This is a genomic window from Bacteroidota bacterium (assembly GCA_016711505.1).
GTDB lineage: Bacteria > Bacteroidota > Bacteroidia > AKYH767-A > 2013-40CM-41-45 > JADKIH01.
This window is the reverse complement of sequence record JADJSV010000020.1, coordinates 279,910-302,559: the sequence shown is the minus strand read 5'-3', so window position 1 is coordinate 302,559 and position 22,650 is coordinate 279,910. Positions and strand designations below refer to the sequence as shown.

19 protein-coding genes and 1 pseudogene are annotated in these 22,650 nt (G+C 37.7%); 12 read left to right on the top strand and 8 right to left on the bottom strand.

Annotated features, from left to right (window positions below; all coding sequences use genetic code 11):
* Nucleotides 1–14: 14 nt before the first annotated feature.
* Nucleotides 15–1,196: a proline dehydrogenase family protein gene (locus tag IPL24_19735; protein MBK8365806.1), complete on the top strand. Its 1,182-nt coding sequence runs from the start codon at nt 15–17 to the stop codon at nt 1,194–1,196.
* Nucleotides 1,197–1,796: 600 nt separating this feature from the next.
* On the opposite strand, the pseudogene IPL24_19730 reads toward IPL24_19735, so the two are convergent.
* From IPL24_19730 to IPL24_19700, 7 genes and pseudogenes are all read right to left on the bottom strand, one after another.
* Nucleotides 1,797–3,016 (bottom strand): annotated as a pseudogene (locus tag IPL24_19730) (alanine dehydrogenase).
* Nucleotides 3,009–3,425 carry a tRNA (adenosine(37)-N6)-threonylcarbamoyltransferase complex ATPase subunit type 1 TsaE gene (tsaE, locus tag IPL24_19725; GenBank protein ID MBK8365805.1) on the bottom strand — a complete coding sequence of 139 codons (417 nt, stop codon included), beginning with the start codon at nt 3,423–3,425 and terminating at the stop codon, nt 3,009–3,011. The pseudogene IPL24_19730 and the gene tsaE overlap by 8 nt, the downstream one beginning before the upstream one ends.
* A gap of 5 nt (nt 3,426–3,430) precedes the next feature.
* On the bottom strand, nt 3,431–4,051 hold the full coding sequence (locus IPL24_19720; GenBank protein ID MBK8365804.1) for an ABC transporter ATP-binding protein: 621 nt from the start codon (nt 4,049–4,051) through the stop codon (nt 3,431–3,433).
* A gap of 9 nt (nt 4,052–4,060) precedes the next feature.
* Nucleotides 4,061–4,846, bottom strand: coding sequence for an acyl-ACP--UDP-N-acetylglucosamine O-acyltransferase (gene lpxA, locus IPL24_19715; protein MBK8365803.1), 786 nt, complete (start codon nt 4,844–4,846; stop codon nt 4,061–4,063).
* 13 nt (nt 4,847–4,859) lie between these two features.
* Nucleotides 4,860–6,248: a bifunctional UDP-3-O-[3-hydroxymyristoyl] N-acetylglucosamine deacetylase/3-hydroxyacyl-ACP dehydratase gene (locus tag IPL24_19710; protein ID MBK8365802.1), complete on the bottom strand. Its 1,389-nt coding sequence runs from the start codon at nt 6,246–6,248 to the stop codon at nt 4,860–4,862.
* 348 nt (nt 6,249–6,596) lie between these two features.
* Nucleotides 6,597–7,640 carry a UDP-3-O-(3-hydroxymyristoyl)glucosamine N-acyltransferase gene (gene lpxD / locus IPL24_19705; protein MBK8365801.1) on the bottom strand — a complete coding sequence of 348 codons (1,044 nt, stop codon included), beginning with the start codon at nt 7,638–7,640 and terminating at the stop codon, nt 6,597–6,599.
* Nucleotides 7,641–7,763: 123 nt separating this feature from the next.
* A complete protein-coding gene (locus IPL24_19700) occupies nt 7,764–9,002 on the bottom strand; it encodes an HD domain-containing protein (GenBank protein ID MBK8365800.1) in 1,239 nt (412 codons plus the stop codon).
* Nucleotides 9,003–9,439: 437 nt separating this feature from the next.
* Between IPL24_19700 and IPL24_19695 the strand changes: the two genes are divergently transcribed.
* From IPL24_19695 to IPL24_19675, 5 genes are all read left to right on the top strand, one after another.
* Nucleotides 9,440–11,002: a PglZ domain-containing protein gene (locus IPL24_19695; GenBank protein MBK8365799.1), complete on the top strand. Its 1,563-nt coding sequence runs from the start codon at nt 9,440–9,442 to the stop codon at nt 11,000–11,002.
* Between the two features lie 389 nt (nt 11,003–11,391).
* Nucleotides 11,392–11,871, top strand: coding sequence for a DUF1573 domain-containing protein (locus IPL24_19690; GenBank protein ID MBK8365798.1), 480 nt, complete (start codon nt 11,392–11,394; stop codon nt 11,869–11,871).
* 8 nt (nt 11,872–11,879) lie between these two features.
* Nucleotides 11,880–12,314: a DUF1573 domain-containing protein gene (locus tag IPL24_19685; protein ID MBK8365797.1), complete on the top strand. Its 435-nt coding sequence runs from the start codon at nt 11,880–11,882 to the stop codon at nt 12,312–12,314.
* 24 nt (nt 12,315–12,338) lie between these two features.
* Nucleotides 12,339–12,797 (top strand): DUF1573 domain-containing protein, encoded by a 459-nt coding sequence (locus IPL24_19680; protein ID MBK8365796.1) that lies wholly within the window; start codon nt 12,339–12,341, stop codon nt 12,795–12,797.
* 90 nt (nt 12,798–12,887) lie between these two features.
* Nucleotides 12,888–14,111 (top strand): pyridoxal phosphate-dependent aminotransferase, encoded by a 1,224-nt coding sequence (locus IPL24_19675; GenBank protein ID MBK8365795.1) that lies wholly within the window; start codon nt 12,888–12,890, stop codon nt 14,109–14,111.
* 120 nt (nt 14,112–14,231) lie between these two features.
* Here IPL24_19675 and IPL24_19670 read toward each other — a convergent pair whose 3' ends face one another.
* Nucleotides 14,232–15,428, bottom strand: coding sequence for a DUF1343 domain-containing protein (locus tag IPL24_19670; protein MBK8365794.1), 1,197 nt, complete (start codon nt 15,426–15,428; stop codon nt 14,232–14,234).
* Nucleotides 15,429–15,468: 40 nt separating this feature from the next.
* Between IPL24_19670 and IPL24_19665 the strand changes: the two genes are divergently transcribed.
* The 6 genes from IPL24_19665 to IPL24_19640 all read left to right on the top strand — a co-directional run bounded on the left by IPL24_19665 (nt 15,469) and on the right by IPL24_19640 (nt 22,477).
* A complete protein-coding gene (locus IPL24_19665; GenBank protein ID MBK8365793.1) occupies nt 15,469–16,692 on the top strand; it encodes an ABC transporter permease in 1,224 nt (407 codons plus the stop codon).
* A 70-nt stretch (nt 16,693–16,762) separates the two neighbouring features.
* Nucleotides 16,763–18,142, top strand: a complete 1,380-nt coding sequence (locus tag IPL24_19660; GenBank protein ID MBK8365792.1) for a pyridoxal-phosphate dependent enzyme — start codon at nt 16,763–16,765, stop codon at nt 18,140–18,142.
* A gap of 101 nt (nt 18,143–18,243) precedes the next feature.
* Complete coding sequence (locus tag IPL24_19655) at nt 18,244–19,032, top strand: ABC transporter substrate-binding protein (GenBank protein MBK8365791.1); 789 nt, start codon at nt 18,244–18,246, stop codon at nt 19,030–19,032.
* A gap of 30 nt (nt 19,033–19,062) precedes the next feature.
* Nucleotides 19,063–21,360, top strand: coding sequence for a patatin-like phospholipase family protein (locus IPL24_19650; GenBank protein ID MBK8365790.1), 2,298 nt, complete (start codon nt 19,063–19,065; stop codon nt 21,358–21,360).
* A 132-nt stretch (nt 21,361–21,492) separates the two neighbouring features.
* On the top strand, nt 21,493–22,008 hold the full coding sequence (locus IPL24_19645; GenBank protein ID MBK8365789.1) for a glutathione peroxidase: 516 nt from the start codon (nt 21,493–21,495) through the stop codon (nt 22,006–22,008).
* A 106-nt stretch (nt 22,009–22,114) separates the two neighbouring features.
* The gene (locus tag IPL24_19640) at nt 22,115–22,477 is read left to right on the top strand and encodes a hypothetical protein (protein MBK8365788.1); all 363 of its coding nucleotides are present in this window, start codon (nt 22,115–22,117) and stop codon (nt 22,475–22,477) included.
* The last annotated feature ends 173 nt before the right edge of the window (nt 22,478–22,650 follow it).

The window sequence follows — 22,650 nt, the reverse complement described above, 5'->3', positions numbered from 1 at the left end:
TTTGCAGTCATTCTATGAGAGACCATCTTATTTCCTTCGACGATACAAAAGTTGCTTTTAGTTCAAAGTCTGATGCCGATCTGAATCGCGCTTATGGACTCTTTAAAATGATCAGCTATAACTGGTTGGTGAAAATCAGTCCACCGTTTGTCAATTTCGCATTATGGGCACATCTTCCCGTGAAAGGATTGATCAAAGCTACGATCTTCAAACATTTCTGTGGTGGCGAAACTATTCAGGATTGTCAGAAGACCATTGATACTTTGGGAAGATATAATATCGGCACGATACTCGATTACTCTGTCGAAGGAAAAGAGTCGGAAGAAGATTTTCAGAGTGCACTCGATGAAACTCTTGAAACCATCAAGCGCGCCAAGGGCGATAAAAATATTCCTTTCTCCGTTTTCAAACCAACTGCATTTGCACATATGGCATTGCTTGAAAAAAAGAATGCCGGATTTGAATTGAATGCAAAAGAAAAACTGGAGTACGACAAATTTTTAGATAGGATCTATAAGATTTGTCAGGCAGGACATGATAACAATGTTCCAATCTTTATTGATGCAGAACATAGCTCGCCACAAGACGTTTTCGATGAAGTTGCAAGAGAGATGATGAAAAGTTTCAACAAGGAGCGAGTAATTATTTACAATACACTTCAGATGTATCGTACCGATCGTGTTGCTTTCATGAAAGATTCGATAGCTCATGCAAAAGAGAACAACTACAAACCCGGATTTAAAATTGTGCGCGGCGCCTATATGGAAATTGAACGCGAACGTGCGATGAAATTAAATTACCGTTCACCTATTCAACCCGATAAACAATCTGCCGATAACGATTACAATACTGCGTTGAAGATCGCTTTAGATAATGTCGACAATGTTGCATTTTGCTGCGCAACTCACAATGAACAAAGCACATTGAATTTAGTTGAATGGATGAACGAAAAAAACATTCCTGTCAATCATCCGCACATTTGGTTTTCACAATTGTATGGCATGAGCGATCATATCAGTTTTAATTTAGCTAGTAAAGGATATAATGTTTGTAAGTATGTGCCTTATGGTCCGGTAAATTCCGTACTCCCCTATTTGATTCGTCGGGCGCAGGAAAATACTTCTGTAAAAGGGCAGACGGGGAGGGAACTTTCGTTGATAATGCTGGAGAAACGAAGGAGAAAACAAATGAAGTGAAATGAAGTGGAATGAAGTGAAATGAAATGAAGTGAAATGAAGTGGAAAAATTTCCTTCGAATAAACAGAGTGTTTTAATCAAAGTTACATTTTAAAATGAAGAGGATTTTAAGTATTATATTTCTTACCTGCTTAATTGTTTTTTTGTTAAGTCAAGCCTTAATATTTGCATTATACTTACCCGGACTTCCATATCCAATATTCTTTTGTTTTGTTATTTTATCAATGCTGGTCATATGCGGCTTCTTGATATCTACAGTTGTCAGATTAAGTAAAATGAAAAAATAAAAATGCAGTTTTTTTCTAGACTTTTAATTTTATAACCCACTACTGTAAACAGTAAATAGTCACCGAATAACAATTATGATGGTACAAAAATCAGAAAGTGTACCTTAGAAAACGAAAAGGTCCTTTCAGGATGACTATGCACGTGAACATTATGCAAAAGGGGGAAAAAAATGCGGGCCTTCGGCCCGCATTTTTTTCCCCCTTTTGCATATTAGGAAGCCAACAATAGTCATCCTGAAAGGTATATTTCAATCATGCTAGCCATTAAAATTCAATTTCTGAAGTACAATGTTTAATTTTTCGACAAATTTTTTAAAGTCTCGCAGCTCTCAAAAGATCCAAATCCTTATAAGGCAATCTACAAGTCTCAGCGATGTACCTGTTCGTAATTGAACCATTGTACATATACACGCCATTACGAACAGACCGATCCTTCCACATCACTTCGTCAATTCCACCTTCCTCCGCTGCAGAAAGAAGGATCTGAGTAAAGATATTACTCAATGCTGTAGATGCAGTACGGCTAACGCGGGATGCTATATTGGGAACGCAATAGTGAACGACTCCGTATTTTTTAAAAGTTGGTTGCAGGTGATTTGTCACTTCTGAAGTTTCGAAACAGCCACCTTGATCGATACTTACATCGACGATAACTGATCCGGCACGCATTTCGGAAACCATTTCATCAGTAACTACTACAGGTGTACGACCTTCGCTTGAACGCAATGCACCGATTGCAACATCTGCATTTTTCAATTCACGAAGAAGTGTATTTGGAACAAGAATGGAAGTGTAGATACGGCGGCCTAATCGATTCTGAAGTCTGCGTAAACGATGTATTGAATTATCGAATACTCTGACATCGGCACCTAGTCCAATGGCTGCACGGGCTGCGTACTCACCTACTGTTCCTGCTCCGATAATTACTACGACTGATGGCGGAATTCCTGCCACTCCTCCCAGCAATTCACCTTTACCACTGAATGCATTACTCAGATACTCTGCTGCAATAAGGATACTTGAACTTCCAACGATCTCACTCATTGCCTGAATGATCGGATACACTCCCGATTCATCATGGATAAATTCGTATCCGATTGCAGTGATCTTTTTGTTTGATAGGGTTCTTATGTATTCTGAATTCTGCATACTCATCTGCAAAATTGAGATCAACGTCTGACGTGTCTGGAACAACTCAACCTCCGCTTTTGATGGCGGTGCTACTTTTAAAATTATATCAGCTTTATAAACTTCTTCTGAACTGTAAGCGATCCGTGCTCCGGCTTCACTGAAATCTGAATCTTCGATTTTGGATGCTGCACCGGCTCCTGCTTCTATAACGATCTGATGTCCGTGGTTTGTCAGAAGCGCAACAGATTCAGGGATCAAAGGCACCCTGTTTTCCTGAAAAGAAATTTCCTTGGGATTCCAATATAGAGTTGCTTATGCTGCTTGCGTACTTCCAGCATCGCTTCCTGTGGCATCAGCGCCGCAGAGGCTGCTAATGATGCACTGACTTTTCGTTCAATCATGAGAAAATGTAATCTTTCTGTTTACACCATCAGAAACGATAGTGACTTCAATCTTTGGTTCAGGCACTAAATTTAAAATTTTTTCCGGCCATTCAACCAAACAAATGTTCCCGCTATAAAAATATTCTTCACAACCGATATCAACAGCTTCCTGCTCCTTTTCAATCCGATAAAAGTCGAAATGATAGACCAATTCACCGTTTTTACATGAATATTCGTTGATGATGGAGAACGTCGGACTACTCACATTCTCAACTACTTCGAGTTCCTGACAGATGTACCGGATAAAGGTTGTCTTGCCGGCACCCATTTCACCTTTGAAGATCCAGACTTTCACTTCACCTGCAAAATTTATCAACGACTTCGCCGCTGAAGCTAATTCTGATTCATTCTTTACTAAAATTTCCAAACGGTTCATTTCAGATCATCAATTGAAATTTGCTTATCACAAAACCCAAACTCTTCCTTTTGATTATTCGACGCAACAATGATCGTTCTGTCCATTGCATACTTCCGGATCATTTCCTGATACCATTTTACAACTTCACTATCCAGATTGCTGCAAGGCTCATCCAGTAAAAGAATTGAAGTGTCTGATAAAATAGCAAGTGTGAGTTTTATTCTTTGCTTCATTCCTGAAGAAAAAAACTTGAATACTTTATCCTTTTTTGATTCCAATCCTGATAAATTCAAAACCTCCGCTTCAGACAAATTATTCTTTGCTTTCTTAAATTTAAAATGAAAATGAATGATCTCTTCCAGAGTAAATTCTTCAATCAATTCAAGATAAGGAGCAGAAATTGAAATTGAATGATAGATCTCGTCGACTGAAATCTCAGTGCTATTAGAATTATATTTTATCTGACCTTCCGTTAAGCCTGTAGCTCCTGAGAGTATTTGTAACAAAGTTGATTTTCCTGAACCATTTGGTCCGAGGATGACCAATTTTGCACCTGGCTCCAGAGTGAGATCCAGATTTCTGAAAATCCACTCACGATAAAATTTCTTTCCGGCTTTATTTAATGTAATGGTCACAGGATAAAATTAATCTTCACCACGACTATATCCTTTCATAATTCCTCTTTCGGATTTACGAACAAAATCAAGGATGATATCACGCTCTGTACTTTGAGCAATTTCTTTATTGACTTCTTCTAATGCATGTGAATTACTGAGACCTTTTACAAAAAGTATTCTGTAAACGTTCTGGATCTCTGTAATTGTTTCTGTAGAAAAACCACGACGACGTAAGCCTACTGAATTAATTCCAACATATGACAAAGGTTCATGAGCTGCTTTTACATACGGCGGAACATCTTTTCTTACCAACGAACCTCCGCTGATCATTACATGCGAACCGATATGTACAAATTGATGTATTGCTGAAAGTCCGCCGATGATTGCAAAATCATCGATAGTAATATGACCGGCAAGCGTTGCACCATTTGCAAGAATGCAATGATTTCCAACGATGCAGTCGTGAGCCACATGTACATATGCCATCAGCAGGTTATCGTTTCCAACAATAGTTTTTCCTAATGCTTTTGTTCCACGGTTGATTGTTACAAATTCACGGATCACTGTGTTGTCGCCGATCTCTGCAGTTGTTGGTTCACCTGAAAATTTCAGATCCTGCGGTACTGCAGATATTACTGCTCCGGGAAATATCTTGACATTCTTTCCAATCCGTGCACCAGGGAATATTGTGACATTGCTTCCGATCCACGTTCCATCACCGATTACGACATCGTCATGAATCATTGTGAAAGGATCAATTACGACATTCTTTCCAATAACAGCATTAGGATGGATACTTACAAGATTACTCATTAGCCGGAGGCGATTATTTTTTATCGCGCCGAACGATCTGCGCCATCATTTCTGATTCCATTACAACTTTATTTCCGACAAATGCTTTTCCTTTCATATGACAAATACCACGACGGATCGGTGTGATTAATTCAAGGTGAAAAATAATAGTATCGCCGGGAGAAACCATATCCCTGAATTTCGTATTGTCGATCTTCATAAAATAGGTCAGATAATTCTCCGGATCAGGAACAGAATTCAAAACAAGAATTCCACCTACCTGTGCCATTGCTTCGATCTGAATTACTCCCGGGAAAACCGGAGCACCTGGAAAATGTCCGGGGAAAAACCATTCATTCATCGTTACATTCTTCACTCCAACTACGTGCTTGTCACTTAATTCAATGATCTTATCGACAAACAAAAACGGAGCGCGGTGCGGAAGAAATTTCATTACACCATTTATATCAAGCAATGGTTTTTCTGCAGGATCGTATTTCGGAGCACGCTCACGGAAGCGATCACGCTTCATCAATGCTTTTATCTTTCTTGCAAACTCAACATTGGCAACGTGACCCGGACGAGCAGCAAGTATGTGGCCTTTTAAAGGGGCCCCAACAAGTGCAAGATCACCTACTATATCCAGAAGTTTATGTCTGGCAGGTTCATTTGAAAAACGCAATTTCACATTATTCAAAAAGCCGCGTTCAGCAGTAACTTTTTCTTTGTTAAAGATCTTTGCAAGATGCGCAAGCTTCTCATCTGACACAGGCTTGTCAACAACAACAATTGCATTATTGATATCACCACCTTTGATCAGATTATGTTCAAGAAGCATTTCAAGTTCATGCAGAAAACAAAACGTTCTGCTATCACTTATCTCTTCCTTGAATTCTCCAATGTTATATAAAATTGCATGTTGCGTTCCTAACAGATCACTGTTGTAATCGACCATTACAGTGATCCGGAAATCATCGCTTGGAACTGCAAGCATTTCTGTCTTACGTTTTGGATCTTCGTAAGTAATATTTTCACTCAGGGAATAATAGTGACGCTCTTCTTTCTGATCAACTTTTCCGACTTTCTCAAAAATATCCATAAATGGTCTGGAGCTTCCATCCATGATCGGAACTTCCGGACCATCAATTTCCATAAGGATGTTATCGATTTCCATTCCTGCCAATGCAGCAAGAACATGTTCGATCGTACTTACCCGTGCACCATTTTTACTAATGGTTGTTCCCCTGTCGGTATCAGTTACATAATCAACATCAGCCTCAACAGTTGGAGATCCGGGCAGATCTATTCTTTTGAAAATATAACCATGATTTTCCGGAGCAGGTTTGAACGTAAGGTTCACATTGGCACCGGTGTGTAATCCGACTCCTGACACAGTAACCTCATGCTTCAATGTAGTCTGCATGGGAATTTCATTCTCAGCCTTTGCAGCCGGAGCTACATTAGGTTCAACAAGTGTTTGATTTTCAGCCATTATTTTTAGAATCTAGAATCGAGCGGACTTTGCCGATTTATTCAAAAGTTGTCAAAAATAAACCTATTTCTGAAAAAGCCGCCTACTTTGACGATGAATTCAAAAGATTTTATGAACCTGGGAAACGCAAGGTTTGACAAAATGCCAAAATTCGTAAAAAACGCAGAAATGCAATTGTTTGGGCAAAAAACACTTAAAAATAAAACACGGAGTACATGGAGAAAAAAAGGGAGAAAAAAGAGAGGTAAATTGCAATGGAAATGCAGTTTGCAATCAGATTTAGGATGGGATTTGCTTCAAGTCGGCAATCATTTGTTCTAACTCCTGGATCCGCTTTTCAAGTGCAGGAAGTTTTCTGAAAACAACATATGTACGCTTGTAATCGCCTATTCCAAAAGCAGGTGATCCCTGTAGAATTTCTCCTTCGTTGGTAATACTGGAACCGATTCCGGACTGAGCAGCGATCTTCACTTTATCTGCAATGGTGATATGTCCAACAATGCCAACCTGCCCGCCAATCATACAATCCTTTCCGATCTTGGTTGAGCCTGCAACTCCTGTCTGTGCTGCAATAACAGTATTCTCGCCGATCTCCACATTGTGAGCGATCTGAATGAGGTTATCAAGTTTTACTCCTTTGCGAATGATGGTCGAACCTAATGTTGCGCGATCGATCGTTGTATTTGCACCTACATCCACATGGTCTTCAAGGATCACGTTACCGATCTGGGCAACTTTGTTATATTGATTTGCAGAGTTTGGTGTAAATCCAAAACCATCTGCACCTATGATCGTTCCGGAATGTATCGTGCAATCTTTTCCAATGATACAATCAGAATAAATTCTTGCACCTGCAAAAAGTGTTGTATTGTCTCCTATGCTGACATTATCACCAATGTAAACCTGCGGATAAATTTTGACATTGTTTCCAACCTTCACATTGTTTCCAATGTAAGCGAATGCTCCGATGTAAATGTCTTTTCCTAAAGTTGCAGTGGTAGAAACAAAACTTGGTTGTTCAATTCCTTTTTTGTCGCGTTGGATCTGATTATAAATTTCCAGAAGCTGTACAAAACTCTGATATGCGTTTTCAACTCTGATCATAGTTGAACTCACCGTCTGTTCAGCCACAAAAGTATGATCAACAATTACGACAGAAGCTTTAGTGGTATAAATAAATGGAGTGTATTTAGGATTTGCCAAAAATGTTAAACCGCCCTCTGCACCTTCTTCTATCTTATCCAGACGATAGACCTTTGCATCTTCCTTCCCTTCAATCTTCCCTTTTAATAAGTCTGCTATTTGCCTGGCTGTAAACTCCATATGTTTGATTTTTGAGGATACGAATGTAAGTATTTAAGTGATACGAGTCAAAAGTGGCAAAATGACTTCATTTCAACATTTTATAACTGAGAAACGGACGATTTATTTTATTAAAAGGAAAAATTACACATCGAGTTTCGGAAAACATAAATAGTACTTTTCAACCGGTCGACTGAGCACTTTTATGTTTAGTGTATCTGCGGCATCAACGATGTCTTTTACAGTTCCATCTTTGTACAAAATATTGATCTTATCAATTTCAGATTGATAGGCATTGTTGATCAATTTACCTTCCAGAAAATAATATTTGAGTTCATCATCTGACAGATTAAATTTAGCTTTGATTCCTGCTTTTGTTTTCTCGATAAATGCAGGCTCGAATGGTTCTTTTTGCAACAGTATTTTAAAAAGTTTCCTGTTGATCATTCTTGAACATAATTCACTCAGAATTTTATCGTCGGTTCGTGACCAGACTTTGATCGAAGTTCCAATGTCGCTATCATCAAGTTGCGTAAACAACTCAAGTATCTTTTCGTCTCTTTCAAAATCAGAACGGGTTACTTCATTATTTAAAAAGTAACTCAGCGCCGGAGTCGCAAAAAGCTGTTTCCCTGAATGCGAAAGTTCTTTCGCACGTTTAAGAATATTGATGAGCAAAACTTCAGCACTCACAACTGTTTTGTGAAGGTAAACCTGCCAGTACATCAACCTTCGCGCAACAATGAATTTTTCTATAGAATAAATTCCCTTTGCTTCGATGGCGAGCTGATCATTATGGATCTCCAGCATTTTGATTATTCGGTCGCTCGAAATTACCCCTTCTGAAACTCCTGTAAAAAAACTATCCCGGTTCAGATAATCAAGCCGATCAATGTCTAGCTGACTTGAAACCAATTGATGCAGGAACTTTTTGTTGTATTGATTTCTGAAGATGCTGATCGCCAGATCAAGTTTACCTTTGAATACTTTGTTTAGCTGATCCATGAGTAAAGCTGAGATCTCTTCATGATGTACTGAACGGACAATAGAATCTTCTAAAGCATGACTGAAAGGACCATGTCCGATGTCATGCAACAGAATTGCTATCGTTACCGCCTCCGCTTCTTCTTCACTGATCTGATGTCCCTTGCTCCGCAATACTTCGATTGCTTCAGTCATCAGGTACATGGAACCTAAAGCATGATGAAACCGGGTATGATGAGCGCCCGGGTAAACTAAATGGGTCATGCCCAATTGTCTGATTCGCCGTAAGCGCTGAAAATAAGGATGTTCGACCAAATCAAAAACTGATTTATAAGGAAATTTTATAAAGCCGTAGATAGGGTCATTGACGATTTTCAGGTTACCTGCTCTTGATTGCATATTGATAAGTAAGTCCGCAAATATAACCGGGATTTTATGGATTGTTGGATTTTCGGGAAGGATTATTTTGGACCGGGATTAAATGGATTTTCGGATTTTCGGGATTGATTATTTTGATCTGGACTTATTGGATTTATAGCAGTGAGGTATTGTACTAACGATCACATTGATAGATATCCACGGTTTTCAATTATCTATAAAATACTGTTATGATTTCTCTCTGAAATCCATAAATTCATTTAATCCCGCTCAAAAATAACGGTATCAACTCTTCTTATTAATCAAGAATGACTTCAATATAAAAATAGTTATTTCGTTAAAATCCCTGTAAATATCTGTTTAAAAATTACCTCATCAATAAAACAAAACACGGCATGAATAGAAACAACTTTGCTAACTTTGAAAGCAATCGCACAAGCGAAATAGCTATCGAAACTATGGATAAAATCTCAATACTTTGGGCAGACGATGAAATAGATCTTTTAAAACCACACATCCTTTTTCTTGAGGAAAAGGGATATGAAGTTGCTACAGCAAACAACGGCGATGGAGCAATTGAACAATTCAAGACAAAAAATTTCGACATCGTTTTTTTAGATGAAAACATGCCGGGGATTTCAGGAATTGAAACCCTTGCAAAACTGAAAAACCTGAAGCCTGAAGTTCCTGTGGTAATGATCACAAAAAGTGAAGAAGAACATATAATGGAACAGGCAATTGGAAGTAAGATCGCTGATTATCTGATCAAACCTGTTAATCCAAATCAAATTCTGTTATCGTTAAAAAAGAATCTCGAGAACAGAAGGTTGATCAGTGAGAAAACTGCTTCCGATTATCAGCAGGAATTCAGGAATATTGGAATGTCATTGAGTGACAAACTTAGCTGGAAGGAATGGACAGAAGTATATCGTAAGCTGGTTTATTGGGAACTTGAATTGAAACGTTCCTCAGATGACAGTATGTATGAGATTCTGACTGCTCAAAAGAGTGAAGCCAATACCCTCTTCTCAAAATTCATAGAGAACAATTATCTGGGATGGTTGAAAAATCCGGATGCAACAACTACTCCTGTTATGTCGCATCAGTTGATGAAGAAAAAAATTCTTCCTGCTGCTGATACTACAGGTTCCGAACCCGTATTCATGGTTTTGATAGATAATCTTCGCTATGATCAATGGAGAATAATTCAGCCTTTAATTTCAGAATATTTCCGGATTCAGGAGGACGAATTGTATCTGAGTATACTTCCGACTGCTACACAATATGCTCGTAATGCAATTTTCGCAGGATTGATGCCTTCAGAAATTGAAGCGAGATTCCCAAATCTCTGGCTGAATGATGAAGAAGAAGGCGGAAAAAATATGCATGAGGAATCTTTCTTAAATGATACACTGAAACGTTTCCGTAAAGAATGGAAATCGTCTTATGTAAAGATCACCAATCATAATGACGGTAAAGATCTGGTTGAAAGTATTCCAAACATGATGCAGAATAAGTTCAATGTGATCGTCTATAATTTTGTTGATATGCTTTCGCATGCAAGAACAGAAATGGAAATGATCCGTGAACTGGCCGATGATGAAGCAGCTTACCGTTCGCTGACACTTTCATGGTTTGAACATTCACCCTTGTTCGAAGCATTGAAAAAGATCTCTGAGAAAAAAGTGAAGCTGATAATTACAACCGATCATGGAACGATCCGTGTTAAAGAACCTTCAAAACTTGTTGGTGACAGAAATGTGAATACTAATCTGCGCTATAAGCAAGGACGTAATATGAACTATGAAAAGAAAGATGTATTTGAAGTGAAAAATCCTGCTGATGCATTTTTACCTCGTCAGCATTTATCACAGGCATTCGTTTTCATTAAGCAAGACAAGTTCTTTGCGTATCCAAATAATTACAACTATTACGTTACCTACTACAAAAACACTTTGCAACATGGAGGGATCTCTCTGGAAGAAATGGTGATTCCGTTTGCTACGCTGGTTTCCAAGTAGAACGGCGCTTGTGATGGAGCTGCTAATTTGCAAAAAGGTAAAGGTCAAGGGTCAAAGGTCAATCAGTGTCGTACACTGTAGAACGGCGCCTGCGATGAAGCTACTAATTTGGCAAAAAGGTCAAGGGTCAAGGGTCAAAGGTCAATCGGTGTCGTACACTAGTGACCTTTGACCTTTGACCTTTAACCTTTTCTCCAGATACCTGTATCTGTCCGCAGATCCATTGGGACTACCAAATACCCAACGAATGTCACCTTTTCCACCCCAATTTCCTAAATTCATTATGCCTTCATAGCCTTTTTAATATTTTTGGCAGAAATATTGCAATCGACGTATCAATTAATATAAACTCACGTTCAAAAAAGCATTCAAAAAAAACCATCGTAATTATGAAAAAATTAAAATTTCTTGCAGTCAGCGCTCTTGTTTGTTTAACATTTTCACTGAAATCATCTGCACAAGACACATCAGCTGTCAAAAAAGAAAACCCAAATGCTCCTGAAATTGCATTTGAAAGTGAAGTTCATGATTATGGAACGATCAAGCAAGGTGCAGATGGTACTTGTGAATTCAAATTCAAAAATACAGGTAAAGAACCATTGATCATCTCTAATGCAAAAGGAAGTTGTGGCTGTACTGTTCCAACTTATCCGAAAGAACCGATCATGAAAGGTCAGACAGGAGTTATCAAAGTTCATTATGATACTAAACGTGTTGGTGCTTTCACTAAAACCGTTACGATCAACTCAAATGCAAAATCAGACACTAAAGTTATAACAATCAAAGGCGTTGTTGAAGCTACTCCGGATGGAGGAGATCAGACACTTCCCGTTAAAAGTTCAGGTGGTCCATTAGAAAACACTAAATAATCCAAATCATGAAAATAAAATCATTATTACTTGCACTGTTCATTGGACTTACGACTGTAGGTTTTGCACAGGAGAAAAAGACACTTGATAATCTTGCTAATGATCCAAATAAAGCGGATTTCAAATTCGAAACTGATGAACATAATTTCGGAAGCATCGCTCAGGGTGAATCTGTAACTTATGAATTCAAGTTTACAAACAGTGGAACAGAGCCATTGATCATTTCAAAAGCTGAAGGGTCTTGTGGTTGTACAGTTCCGATCTGGCCAAAAGAGCCGATCATGAAAGGTCAGCAAGGAACTATTAAAGTTACATTCAATTCGGCAGGTAAAATGGGTGTACAAGACAAAACTGTTACACTTACATCAAATGCTCAACAAAATCCGATCGTACTTCACATGAAAGGTACTGTTGAAAAAGCTGCTGATCCTACACAAAAATAAACCCAGGTAAATAAAATAAAAAAAATGAAAAAATTACTTTTAACCCTTGCTATCGTTGGTGCATTTGCAGGAGTTCAGGCACAGGACACTAAAGCAGTTTCCTCTCCAGTTCAGGTTGATAAAAATGCTCCTGATTTCAAATTTGAAGTTGAAGAATATAACTTTGGTTCAATCAAGCAAGGTGAAAAAGTTACTTATGACTTTAGCTTCACTAATGCAGGTAAAGAACCTCTGATCATTTCTGCAGCTAATGGTTCATGTGGCTGTACTGTTCCTTCGTTTCCGAAAGAACCTATCGGAAAAAATGGAAAAGGTGTAATTCACGTAGAATTTAACTCTACTGGAAAAATGGGAATGCAAGACAAAACAGTAACACTTACTTCAAATTCAAAAAGTGGTGCTAAAGTTCTTCATTTAAAAGGAAACGTTGAAGCTCCACCGGCAACTCCGGCTGCAGATTCTCCGACACCGGCAATCAAATAAGCTAATTCAATAAAATATTGTACTTTTGAAGCCCTCCCCTGAAAGGAGGGCTTCTTGTTTTTAGTCCTCACAGATATAAAAAGAAATACAATGCCAATCACTTCCATAAAAGGCCGCCAAATGCCGCCATCGCCTATTCGTAAACTGGTTCCGTTTGCTGAAAAAGCTAAAAAAGAAGGCAAGAAAATCTATCATCTGAATATTGGTCAACCGGACATTGAAACTCCGCAAACAATGATCAATGCCATCCATAATTTTTCACAGAAAGTTGTAGAGTATAGCCATTCTGCAGGAATTGAATCCTATCGCAGAAAGCTTACAGGCTATTATAAACGATTTGACATTGAGCTTGATTATACAGAGATCATCATTACGACCGGTGGCTCTGAAGCAATTGAAATTGCTATGATGAGTTGTATGGATCCCGGTGATGAAATACTTATTCCTGAACCTTTTTACGCTAATTACAATGGGTTCTCAACACAAGCCAATGTAAAAGTGATTCCAATCAGATCTACAATTGAAACCGGTTTTGCCTTACCTCCTATTTCTGAATTCGAAAAACTGATCACGCCAAGAACAAAAGCGATCATGATCTGTAACCCATCGAATCCAACGGGCTATTTATATTCAAAAGATGAACTCGAAAAACTGAGAGATCTTGTAAAGAAACATGACCTGTGGTTTTTCTCTGATGAAGTTTACAGAGAATTTTGTTACGACGGAAATGAATATACTTCCGTAATGAATTTAGCCGGTATTGAAAACAATGTAGTGATGCTTGATTCTATCAGCAAACGTTACAGCGCTTGTGGAGCACGGATTGGTGCTCTTGTGAGCCGTAACAAAGATCTGATGGCTACCGCTCTGAAATTTGCTCAGGCAAGATTAAGTCCGCCAACATTCGGACAAGTTGCAGCTGAAGCTGCCATCGATACTCCCGATGAATATTTTACAAAAGTTAAAAGTGAATATGTAAGCCGGAGAGATTTTGTAGTGAAAGCTTTGAATGAAATGGATGGCGTATTTTGCCCAAAACCAAATGGTGCTTTTTATTGTATCGCTCGCTTACCGATTGACAATGCCGACAAATTTTGTCAATGGTTACTGGAAGATTTCGCCTACGAAAATGAAACCGTCATGCTTGCCCCTGCTACCGGTTTTTACTCTCGCCCAGATCTCGGAACTGATGAAGTAAGAATTGCATATGTTCTCAATCTGACTGATCTTTCAAAAGCAATGAAATGTCTCTCTGAAGCACTGAAAGTTTATCCGGGGAAAACTGCGAAGTTAGAAATGGCAGGTAAAAACTAACGAAAAGTGAAAAACGAAAAGTGAAAAGTGAAAAGCGGCTGTCTGGGGAATACTCGCCAGACTGCCGCTTTTCACTTTTCACTTTTCACTTTTCACTTTTCACTTTTCACTTTTCACTTTTCACTTTTCGCTATAAAGAAGATATTTCTTTCTGATCACCTTAAAAGCATCCAGATCACTTTTCCAACTTTCTCTGATCTGTTCCGGACTTAAATTATTTTTGATCTGCTCTTTCAACTCTGAATTTCCTGCAAGTTTATTGAAAAAATTATTGAAGAATTTTTCCTTATCAGGAAAACGCTGATACATGGCAATAAGAATATTCAGATCTATTTCAGGTTTGGCGAAAACAGTAAAACCTTTTCCACTCAGATCAATTCCGTTGCATAAGGTATCTTCATAGGGTGGATTAGCCGCTACACCTTTTATTTCTTTTGGAGTAAAGAAGGTGTCTTTTTCGTTTGCTTCCCCTTTATATCCGGGAAATCCTATCAAGCGGAATGGTTTTGAAGTGCCTCTTCCTAGGCTCACATGCGCTCCTTCAAGCAGACATGTACTGGGATAAAGATAAATTGCATCCATGTCAGGCAGATTTGGAGATGGAGAGATTCTGATCACAGCTTTTTTATAGTGGTCATAATTGATCAATGAAACAACTTTTAGATTGCATTTAACTTTATTAGTAAGCCAGCCTTCACCATTCAACATTAATGCATATTCTCCTATTGTCATTCCATAAACAATAGGCACGGGCTGCATTCCTACAAAACTTTTAAACTCTTTTTTTAAGACAGGACCATCAACATAAAAACCATTTGGATTTGGCCGATCCAGAACGATCAGTTGGATCTTTAATTCTGCACACGCTTCCATTACATATTGCAACGTTGATATATAAGTGTAAAAACGTACTCCCACGTCCTGAATGTCGAAGAGCACAATTTTAACACCTTCAAGATCTTTCGCAGTCGGTTTAAGATGCTTTCCGTACAATGAAATGATTGGAATCCCTGTCTTTGGGTCCTTTCCTCCTGCTACCTTGTCGCCATTACCGCTTTCACCTCTGAACCCATGCTCCGGAGCAAAAACACATTTAACTTTGAATCCACTGTTCTTTAACGAATCGACAAGATGATTGTGCCCAAGTATAGCGGTGTGATTTGCAACTACAGCAACCTTTTTCCCTTTTATCAACGGAAAATATTGCTCTGTGCTTTCCGCTCCGGAAACGATCCTGAATCTGTCTTTACCATTAACCGAAACTCCGGTAAGGGTTAAAAACATGCCTAGTAATATATAGCCTGCAACTCTCTTCATTTTAGGTTTATTCATTATCATTGCAAAAATACAATTTAGATTGAATCTCGAACTCTTCATAGCAAAACGACTGGCTTACAGTAAAGATAAAAAAACCTTTACTTCCCGTCCGATCATACGTATTGCTTTGGCAGGAGTTGCAATAGGTTTTTCTGTGATGATCATCGCTGTTGCAATCGTTACAGGATTTAAAAAAGAGATCAGGAATAAAGTTATCGGTTTTGGTTCTCACATTCAGATCAGCAATTACGATGATAATAATTCTTACGAGAGCAGGCCAATTGAAAAGGAACAGAAGTTTTTGAATGTTCTTAAATCAAACCCGGAAATAAAACACATACAAGTCTTTGCAACAAAACCTGCTATCGTAAAATCTTCGGATCAGATCGAAGGTGTGGTCTGCAAAGGAATTGGATCCGATTTTGACTGGACATATTTCAGAGATCATTTAAAAAGCGGAAAAATATTTTCTGCAAATGATTCGCTTGCTTCTGATTCAGTTGTGATAAGTGAAATGCTTGCAAAAAAACTTAAGCTGAAAGCAGGAGATGATCTGATAACTTTTTTCATTCAGCAACCTCCTCGCGCAAGGAGATTTCATATCGCCGGAATTTATAACAGAGGATTAGAAGAATTTGATAAGTTGTATATGTTCTGCGACATAGGACAAATTCAAAAACTTAACGATTGGGACAAATCACAGATCGGTGGATATGAAATTGCAATTAACAATTTCGACAACGTAGATTATGTTGGTGAAGAAGTATATCATCTGGTTCCTTCAGAGCTGAATGCCCGGACGATCAAAGAAATATATCCGCAAATTTTTGACTGGCTTGGATTACAAAACATCAATGCGATAATTATCATAACACTTATGATAGTTGTTTCAGGAATGAATATGATCTCTGCATTACTGATCATTATTCTTGAACGGGTAAATATGATTGGAATGCTGAAGGCTTTGGGAAGTCCGAATTTCAGTATCCGGAAGGTATTTATTTATCTCGCAGCTTTTCTGACAGGTAAAGGATTGCTTTGGGGAAACATTATCGGATTGAGTTGCATCTTTGTTCAAAGTCATTTCAAACCGATTCTGCTTGATGAACAATCATACTATATTTCATATGTCCCTATCGATTTTTCCTGGACGTATTTGGCGATTCTGAACCTGGGAACGCTATTGGTTTGTATCCTACTGATGACCATTCCGACCCTTATAATCACGAAAATCAAGCCTTTAAGTGCAATTCGATATTCTTGAGGTGATTCCACTGACTTTTGTAAATTTGCCCTCCATTTAATACCCTTAAACAAAGCTCATAATTATGGCAATGAATCCCAATAAAAAAACTTGCGACAACGTATTAGAATCAATCGGAAACACTCCAATGATCCGATTGAATAAAGTTGCCGAAAGTATTAAAGCTACTGTATATGCTAAAGTAGAAACTTTTAATCCTGGAAATTCTATCAAAGACCGGATGGCATTGAAGATGGTCGAAGATGCAGAGAAAGCCGGAATTCTAAAACCAGGCGGAACGATCATAGAAGGCACTTCCGGAAATACAGGAATGGGTCTTGCTATTGCTGCAATTGTTAAAGGTTACAAATGTATTTTTGCAACTACAGACAAACAATCAAAAGAAAAAGTTGATGCTCTTAAAGCATTTGGCGCTGAAGTTATCGTTTGTCCAACAAATGTTGAACCGGAAGATCCTCGTTCATATTATTCTGTAGCTGCCAGACTGAATAAAGAAACACCGAATTCATTCTATCCGAATCAATACGATAATCCGTCGAATGCAGTAGCGCATTACGAACAAACCGGTCCTGAGATCTGGGATCAGACAGATGGAAAGATCACGCATTTTGTTGTAGGTGTTGGTACAGGCGGAACAATTTGCGGTACTGCAAAATATCTGAAAGAGAAAAATCCAAACATCAAAGTCTGGGGTATCGATACTTATGGTTCCGTATTTAAAAAATATAAAGAAACCGGAATCTTTGATAAGAATGAAATCTATCCTTATGTAACTGAAGGAATCGGTGAAGATTTTCTTCCAAAAAATGTCAACTTCGATCTTATCGATCATTTCGAAAAAGTAACTGATAAAGATGCTGCTTTGATGACCAGAGAGATTGTTCAGAAAGAAGGTATCTGGGTTGGAAATTCAGCAGGTTCTGCATTGGCAGGATTGATTCAGATGAAAGATCAGTTAACAGAAAAAGATGTTGTGGTTATTGTATTCCATGATCATGGTACACGTTACCTTGCAAAGATCTTTAATGACGACTGGATGCGCAAGATGGGTTACATTGACAAAAAAGGAATGACTGCGAAAGATGTACTTGCAAACAGAAAGAATATTGAACTGGTAACATTGGATAAAAAAGAAAGTATTTCACATGCCTTGAAGATAATGAATGAAAATAATTTTTCTCAGATACCTGTTTCATCTGATGATAGAATTGTTGGCGCTCTTTATGAGAATCAGGTCTATGATTACGTTTTGAAAAATCCGCATTCTAAAGACGAACCAATTGAAAAGATCATGCGTGAAGCACTTCCTTTTGTAGACATCTCTACTCCACTTGATGAATTATCAGGAATGATCACGGGCGACAGAATGGCTGTACTTCTGAAAGACTTTAAAGCCGGCAGAACTTTCATTCTGACAAAAAGCGATATCGTTGATGCTTTAGTGAAATAAAATAAAAGCAAATTATCACAGAGACCTTCTTTCACAAATTCATTTTTGCTAAAGAAGGTCTTTTTTATTTTAGTTAGTTCTGCAATTTTATTAGAAATAAAATGATTTATTCTGATCAAATCGGTAACAAAATAGTTCTCGCGGAGCCCCCGACGAGAATTGTTTCTGTTGTTCCTTCTCAGACTGAATTACTTTATGATCTCGGACTGGATCAGGAAGTTGCAGGCATTACAAAATTTTGCATTCATCCCGATAAATGGTTTCGTACAAAAACAAGAGTTGGTGGAACAAAGAACCTGGATATTGAAAAAATTATCGGACTCAAGCCTGATATTATTTTTGCAAATAAAGAAGAAAACAATAAAGATCAGATATTAGAATTACAAAAATATTTTCCGGTATGGACTTCCGATATCAATAATTTGAAGAGTGCTCTGGAAATGATCAATAGTATTGGAGCGATCTGCAACAAAACTCCGGAAGCAAAACGAATCATCGAAACAATTGAGAAAAATTTTCAGTCGCTAAACAAATACAAGTATTTAAACTGCGTTTATCTGATCTGGAATAAGCCAATCATGACAGTTGGAGCTGATACATTCATAAGCGAAATGCTCGATCATGCAGGATTTAATAATCTGATGTCAGCATTAACCAGGTATCCGGTTCTTGATGAAAAAGATCTGACCGGGATGAAACCGGCTTATCTACTTCTCTCATCTGAACCATTTCCATTCAAAGAAGAGCATATTGAACATTTTCAAAAATTATTACCTGCTTCCACCATCTTAAAAGTGGATGGCGAGATGTTTTCGTGGTATGGTAGCAGGCTGATGAAGTCTGCCGGTTATTTTTCAGAATTGCGTTCAAAAATAGAAAATGCTTCGTAAATTAGCAGAATCCAACAACCATTTTATATTGTGATCAAAGACCTTTTCGTCAAGCTCTGTTTAACTTTAATACTGATTGCATTCTCACTTCATGCGCAAAGCCAGAAAGTTGGTCTGGTCTTAAGTGGTGGCGGTGCGCGGGGAATGGCACATATCGGTGTCATAAAAGCGATGGAGGAATACAATATTCCTATTGATTACATAGCAGGAACTTCGGCAGGTGCAATTGTTGCAAGTATGTATTCAATGGGATTTTCTCCCGAACAAATGGATTCTATAGTTCATACCGACGATTTTTTTAACTGGGCGAATGGTATCATCGATGAAAACTATTTGTACTACTTCAGAAAAAAAGAAGAAAATGCATCCTGGATAAGTTTAAAGTTCTCGCTCGACTCTATCATCTCCACCTCTCTTCCGACCAGTATCGTAAGTTCTGTTCCATACGATTATTCATTGATGGAAAATTCAGCAGGACCAATTGCTAAAGCAAATTACAATTTTGATTCTTTGTTCATACCATTTCGTTGCGTTGCTGCTGATATAGAAAATAAAAAAACAGTCGTATTCAAAGACGGTGACCTTGCAACTGCAGTAAGAGCTTCGTCAGCTTATCCTTTCTATTTCAAACCTGTTTTATACAATGGAACTATATTGTATGATGGTGGAATGTATAACAACTTCCCTGCAGACATTATGTTGAGTGAATTTCAACCTGATATTATCATCGGATCCAATGCATCGGGAACCACTACTCCTACCACTGAAGGAAATATAATTTCTCAGATCAGAGCGATGATGACGACACCTACCAGTTTTTCTGTTATCTGTGAAAATGGAATTTTAGTAGAATCCAATACTGACCGTTTTGGTTTGTTTGACTTCTCCAGGATAAGTGAAATTATCGAAGAAGGTTATGTTTCAGCCAAGCGCGAGATCGTTAGAATGAAATGGAATATTCAACGTCAACAGGATAAAACAGAATTGAATGAAAGAAGAAAAGCTTACAGAAATTCCTTTCCTGATGTGAAGATCGATAAGGTTCATATTGTTGGTTTGAATTCGGGACAATCTGAATACATTAAGAACATTCTCAAACCTGGAATTGATCCAATACCATTGAGCAGATTGAAATCACAATACTATCAGGTTGTTTCTGATCCAAATGTAAAGTCTATTTATCCCATGTTGCTTTTTAATAAAGAGACAGGATATTTCGACATGACAATTACGTTGAAAAGAGAAAAAGATTTTATCACTCAGTTTGGCGGGAATATTTCTACTAAGCCGGTAAGTATGGCTTTTGTCGGATTACAATATAACATCTGGAATAAAAACTCCTACAATTTCAATGGAAATTTTTACTTCGGGAAATTATATACCAGCGGACAAGTACGGATCAGATTGGATTCACCACGGAAATTTCCATTCTTTGTTGAAGCAGAAGCTACGATCAATCAGTACGATTTCTTCAAGAGTAGTAACAATTCTTTTTTCACTGAACAAAAGCCATCTTACATATTGAAATCAGATAATCTGTTTGGTTTGAATATTGGAATCCCTTCAAGAAATAAAGGAAAGGTTGTATTCAATGGTTCGTGGGCTACAATTTCTGACGACTATTATCAGACAAAAAATTTTTTGGCAACTGATACTGCTGATAATACATTCATGGAAGGACCCACGGGATCTGTATTATTTGAAGTAAATACTCTGAACAAAAAAGAATATCCCAATCAAGGAACCTTTTTTAGCATGAAAGCTCAATATGTGAACTTCAGTGAATTTACAATTCCCGGCTCAACATCAGTTGACCGTTCTGTTCAAAAAGATTATCACGACTGGTTTCAATTTAAATTGGTTTACGAAAATTATTTTAAGCGTTTCGGACGATTGAAACTCGGCTTCTATAGCGAACTAGCAATTTCAAATATGCGGTTTTTCGCCAATTACACCAGCACGGTTCTTAACAGTCCCGGGTTCACTCCTATTCAGGAATTGAAGACGATCTATTTGCCGGCTTTACATGCACACAACTTTGCTGCAATCGGAATGAGAAATGTATATACATTAAGAAACAACATTGATATACGCTTAGAAGGTTATATGTTCCAGCCATACCAGGAATTATATGAAACGGATGACAAGAAAACTGTTTATGGTAAAGAATTTCAGGACAGAAACTTTATTGCAAGTACTGGCATGGTATTTCATTCACCTCTTGGACCGATCGCTTTGATAGTAAATTATGCTGACATGAGAAAAGATTCGTTTTCATTTCTCTTTCATTTCGGGTATTTTATTTTTAATAAAAGTGCGGTGAATTAGTTTGGATCAATGGTGAAAAGTGAAAAGTGAAAAGTGAAAAGTGAAAAGTGAAAGGTGAAAAGTGAAAAGTGAAAGGTGAAAAGTGAAAAGTGAAAAGGGGGGAAAACTTTATTATTAAAAACAATATAAAAAATGAAACTAATAATGTTACTATTAACAATATCATTATTTGCGGATCTTAATGTATACGACTTTAAGTTAAAAAGTATCGACAATAAAGAAATTGATCTTTCTTCATATAAAGGAAAAAAGATCCTGATTGTAAATACAGCTTCTGAGTGCGGATATACATCACAGTATGCAGGGCTACAGGAACTTTCAGACAAATACAAAGACAAGTTAGTTGTCATTGGATTTCCTGCAAATAATTTCGGAGAGCAAGAGCCCGGAGATAATACAGAGATCAAAGGATTTTGCACTAATAATTATGGTGTAACATTCCCATTATCATCTAAAATTTCCGTTACCGGTGAAGATATCGATCCGCTTTTCAAATGGCTGACTGAACAACCGAATCCTGATTTCACAGGACCCATTAAATGGAATTTCGAGAAGATATTGATAGATGAAAATGGGAAGGTGATTCACAGATGGAAGAGTAAGACTACTCCTATGAGCAGTGAAATAACTTCTGCAATTGAAAAATAAATTCTGATTTAATTTGCCTTTGCTTTTTCAGATCATTGTTCGTTAGTTTGTTCCGGTTGAAATTAATCTGTTCGCAGAGAATCCATCCGACTTAAAAACATGAATAATGATAAATTCCCGAACAAGAAAAACTGAAAATTTCCATATCCTCCTCTGGCTCATTAAAGACTTGTGCTGGGCATCTCTTTCAAAGACCTTGGGAATGATCATGATCGTTCCTACAATTGGCTTGGCCTTTTATATAACCTATCTGAACAGATCAGAGAGATCTGAACTGGTTCACAACTTAGCTGTTTGTTTCTGGATCCTGGCGAATTCAGTCTGGATGATCGGTGAGTTTTATCTTGAAGATTCATTAAGACCCTATGCAATTGGTCTGTTTACGCTGGGATTGGCTATGATGGTGAGGTACTATGGCAAGGAAATTCTCAGACTTTTCTCCGGTCAAAAGAATGGGAAATCAGTTTAAACATTTCTGTAATTTCTTAGACGAAAAACGTGTCGAACCAGAAATAAGGATTTCAGCATGACTAAGACTCGCTCTTTCTTATTTTTAATATTAAGAAATAATAAAAAGTCAAAAAAATGATAGCAAAATCCAATTTTTCAACCTAATATTGTAATGGATCAGATCTTTTGACA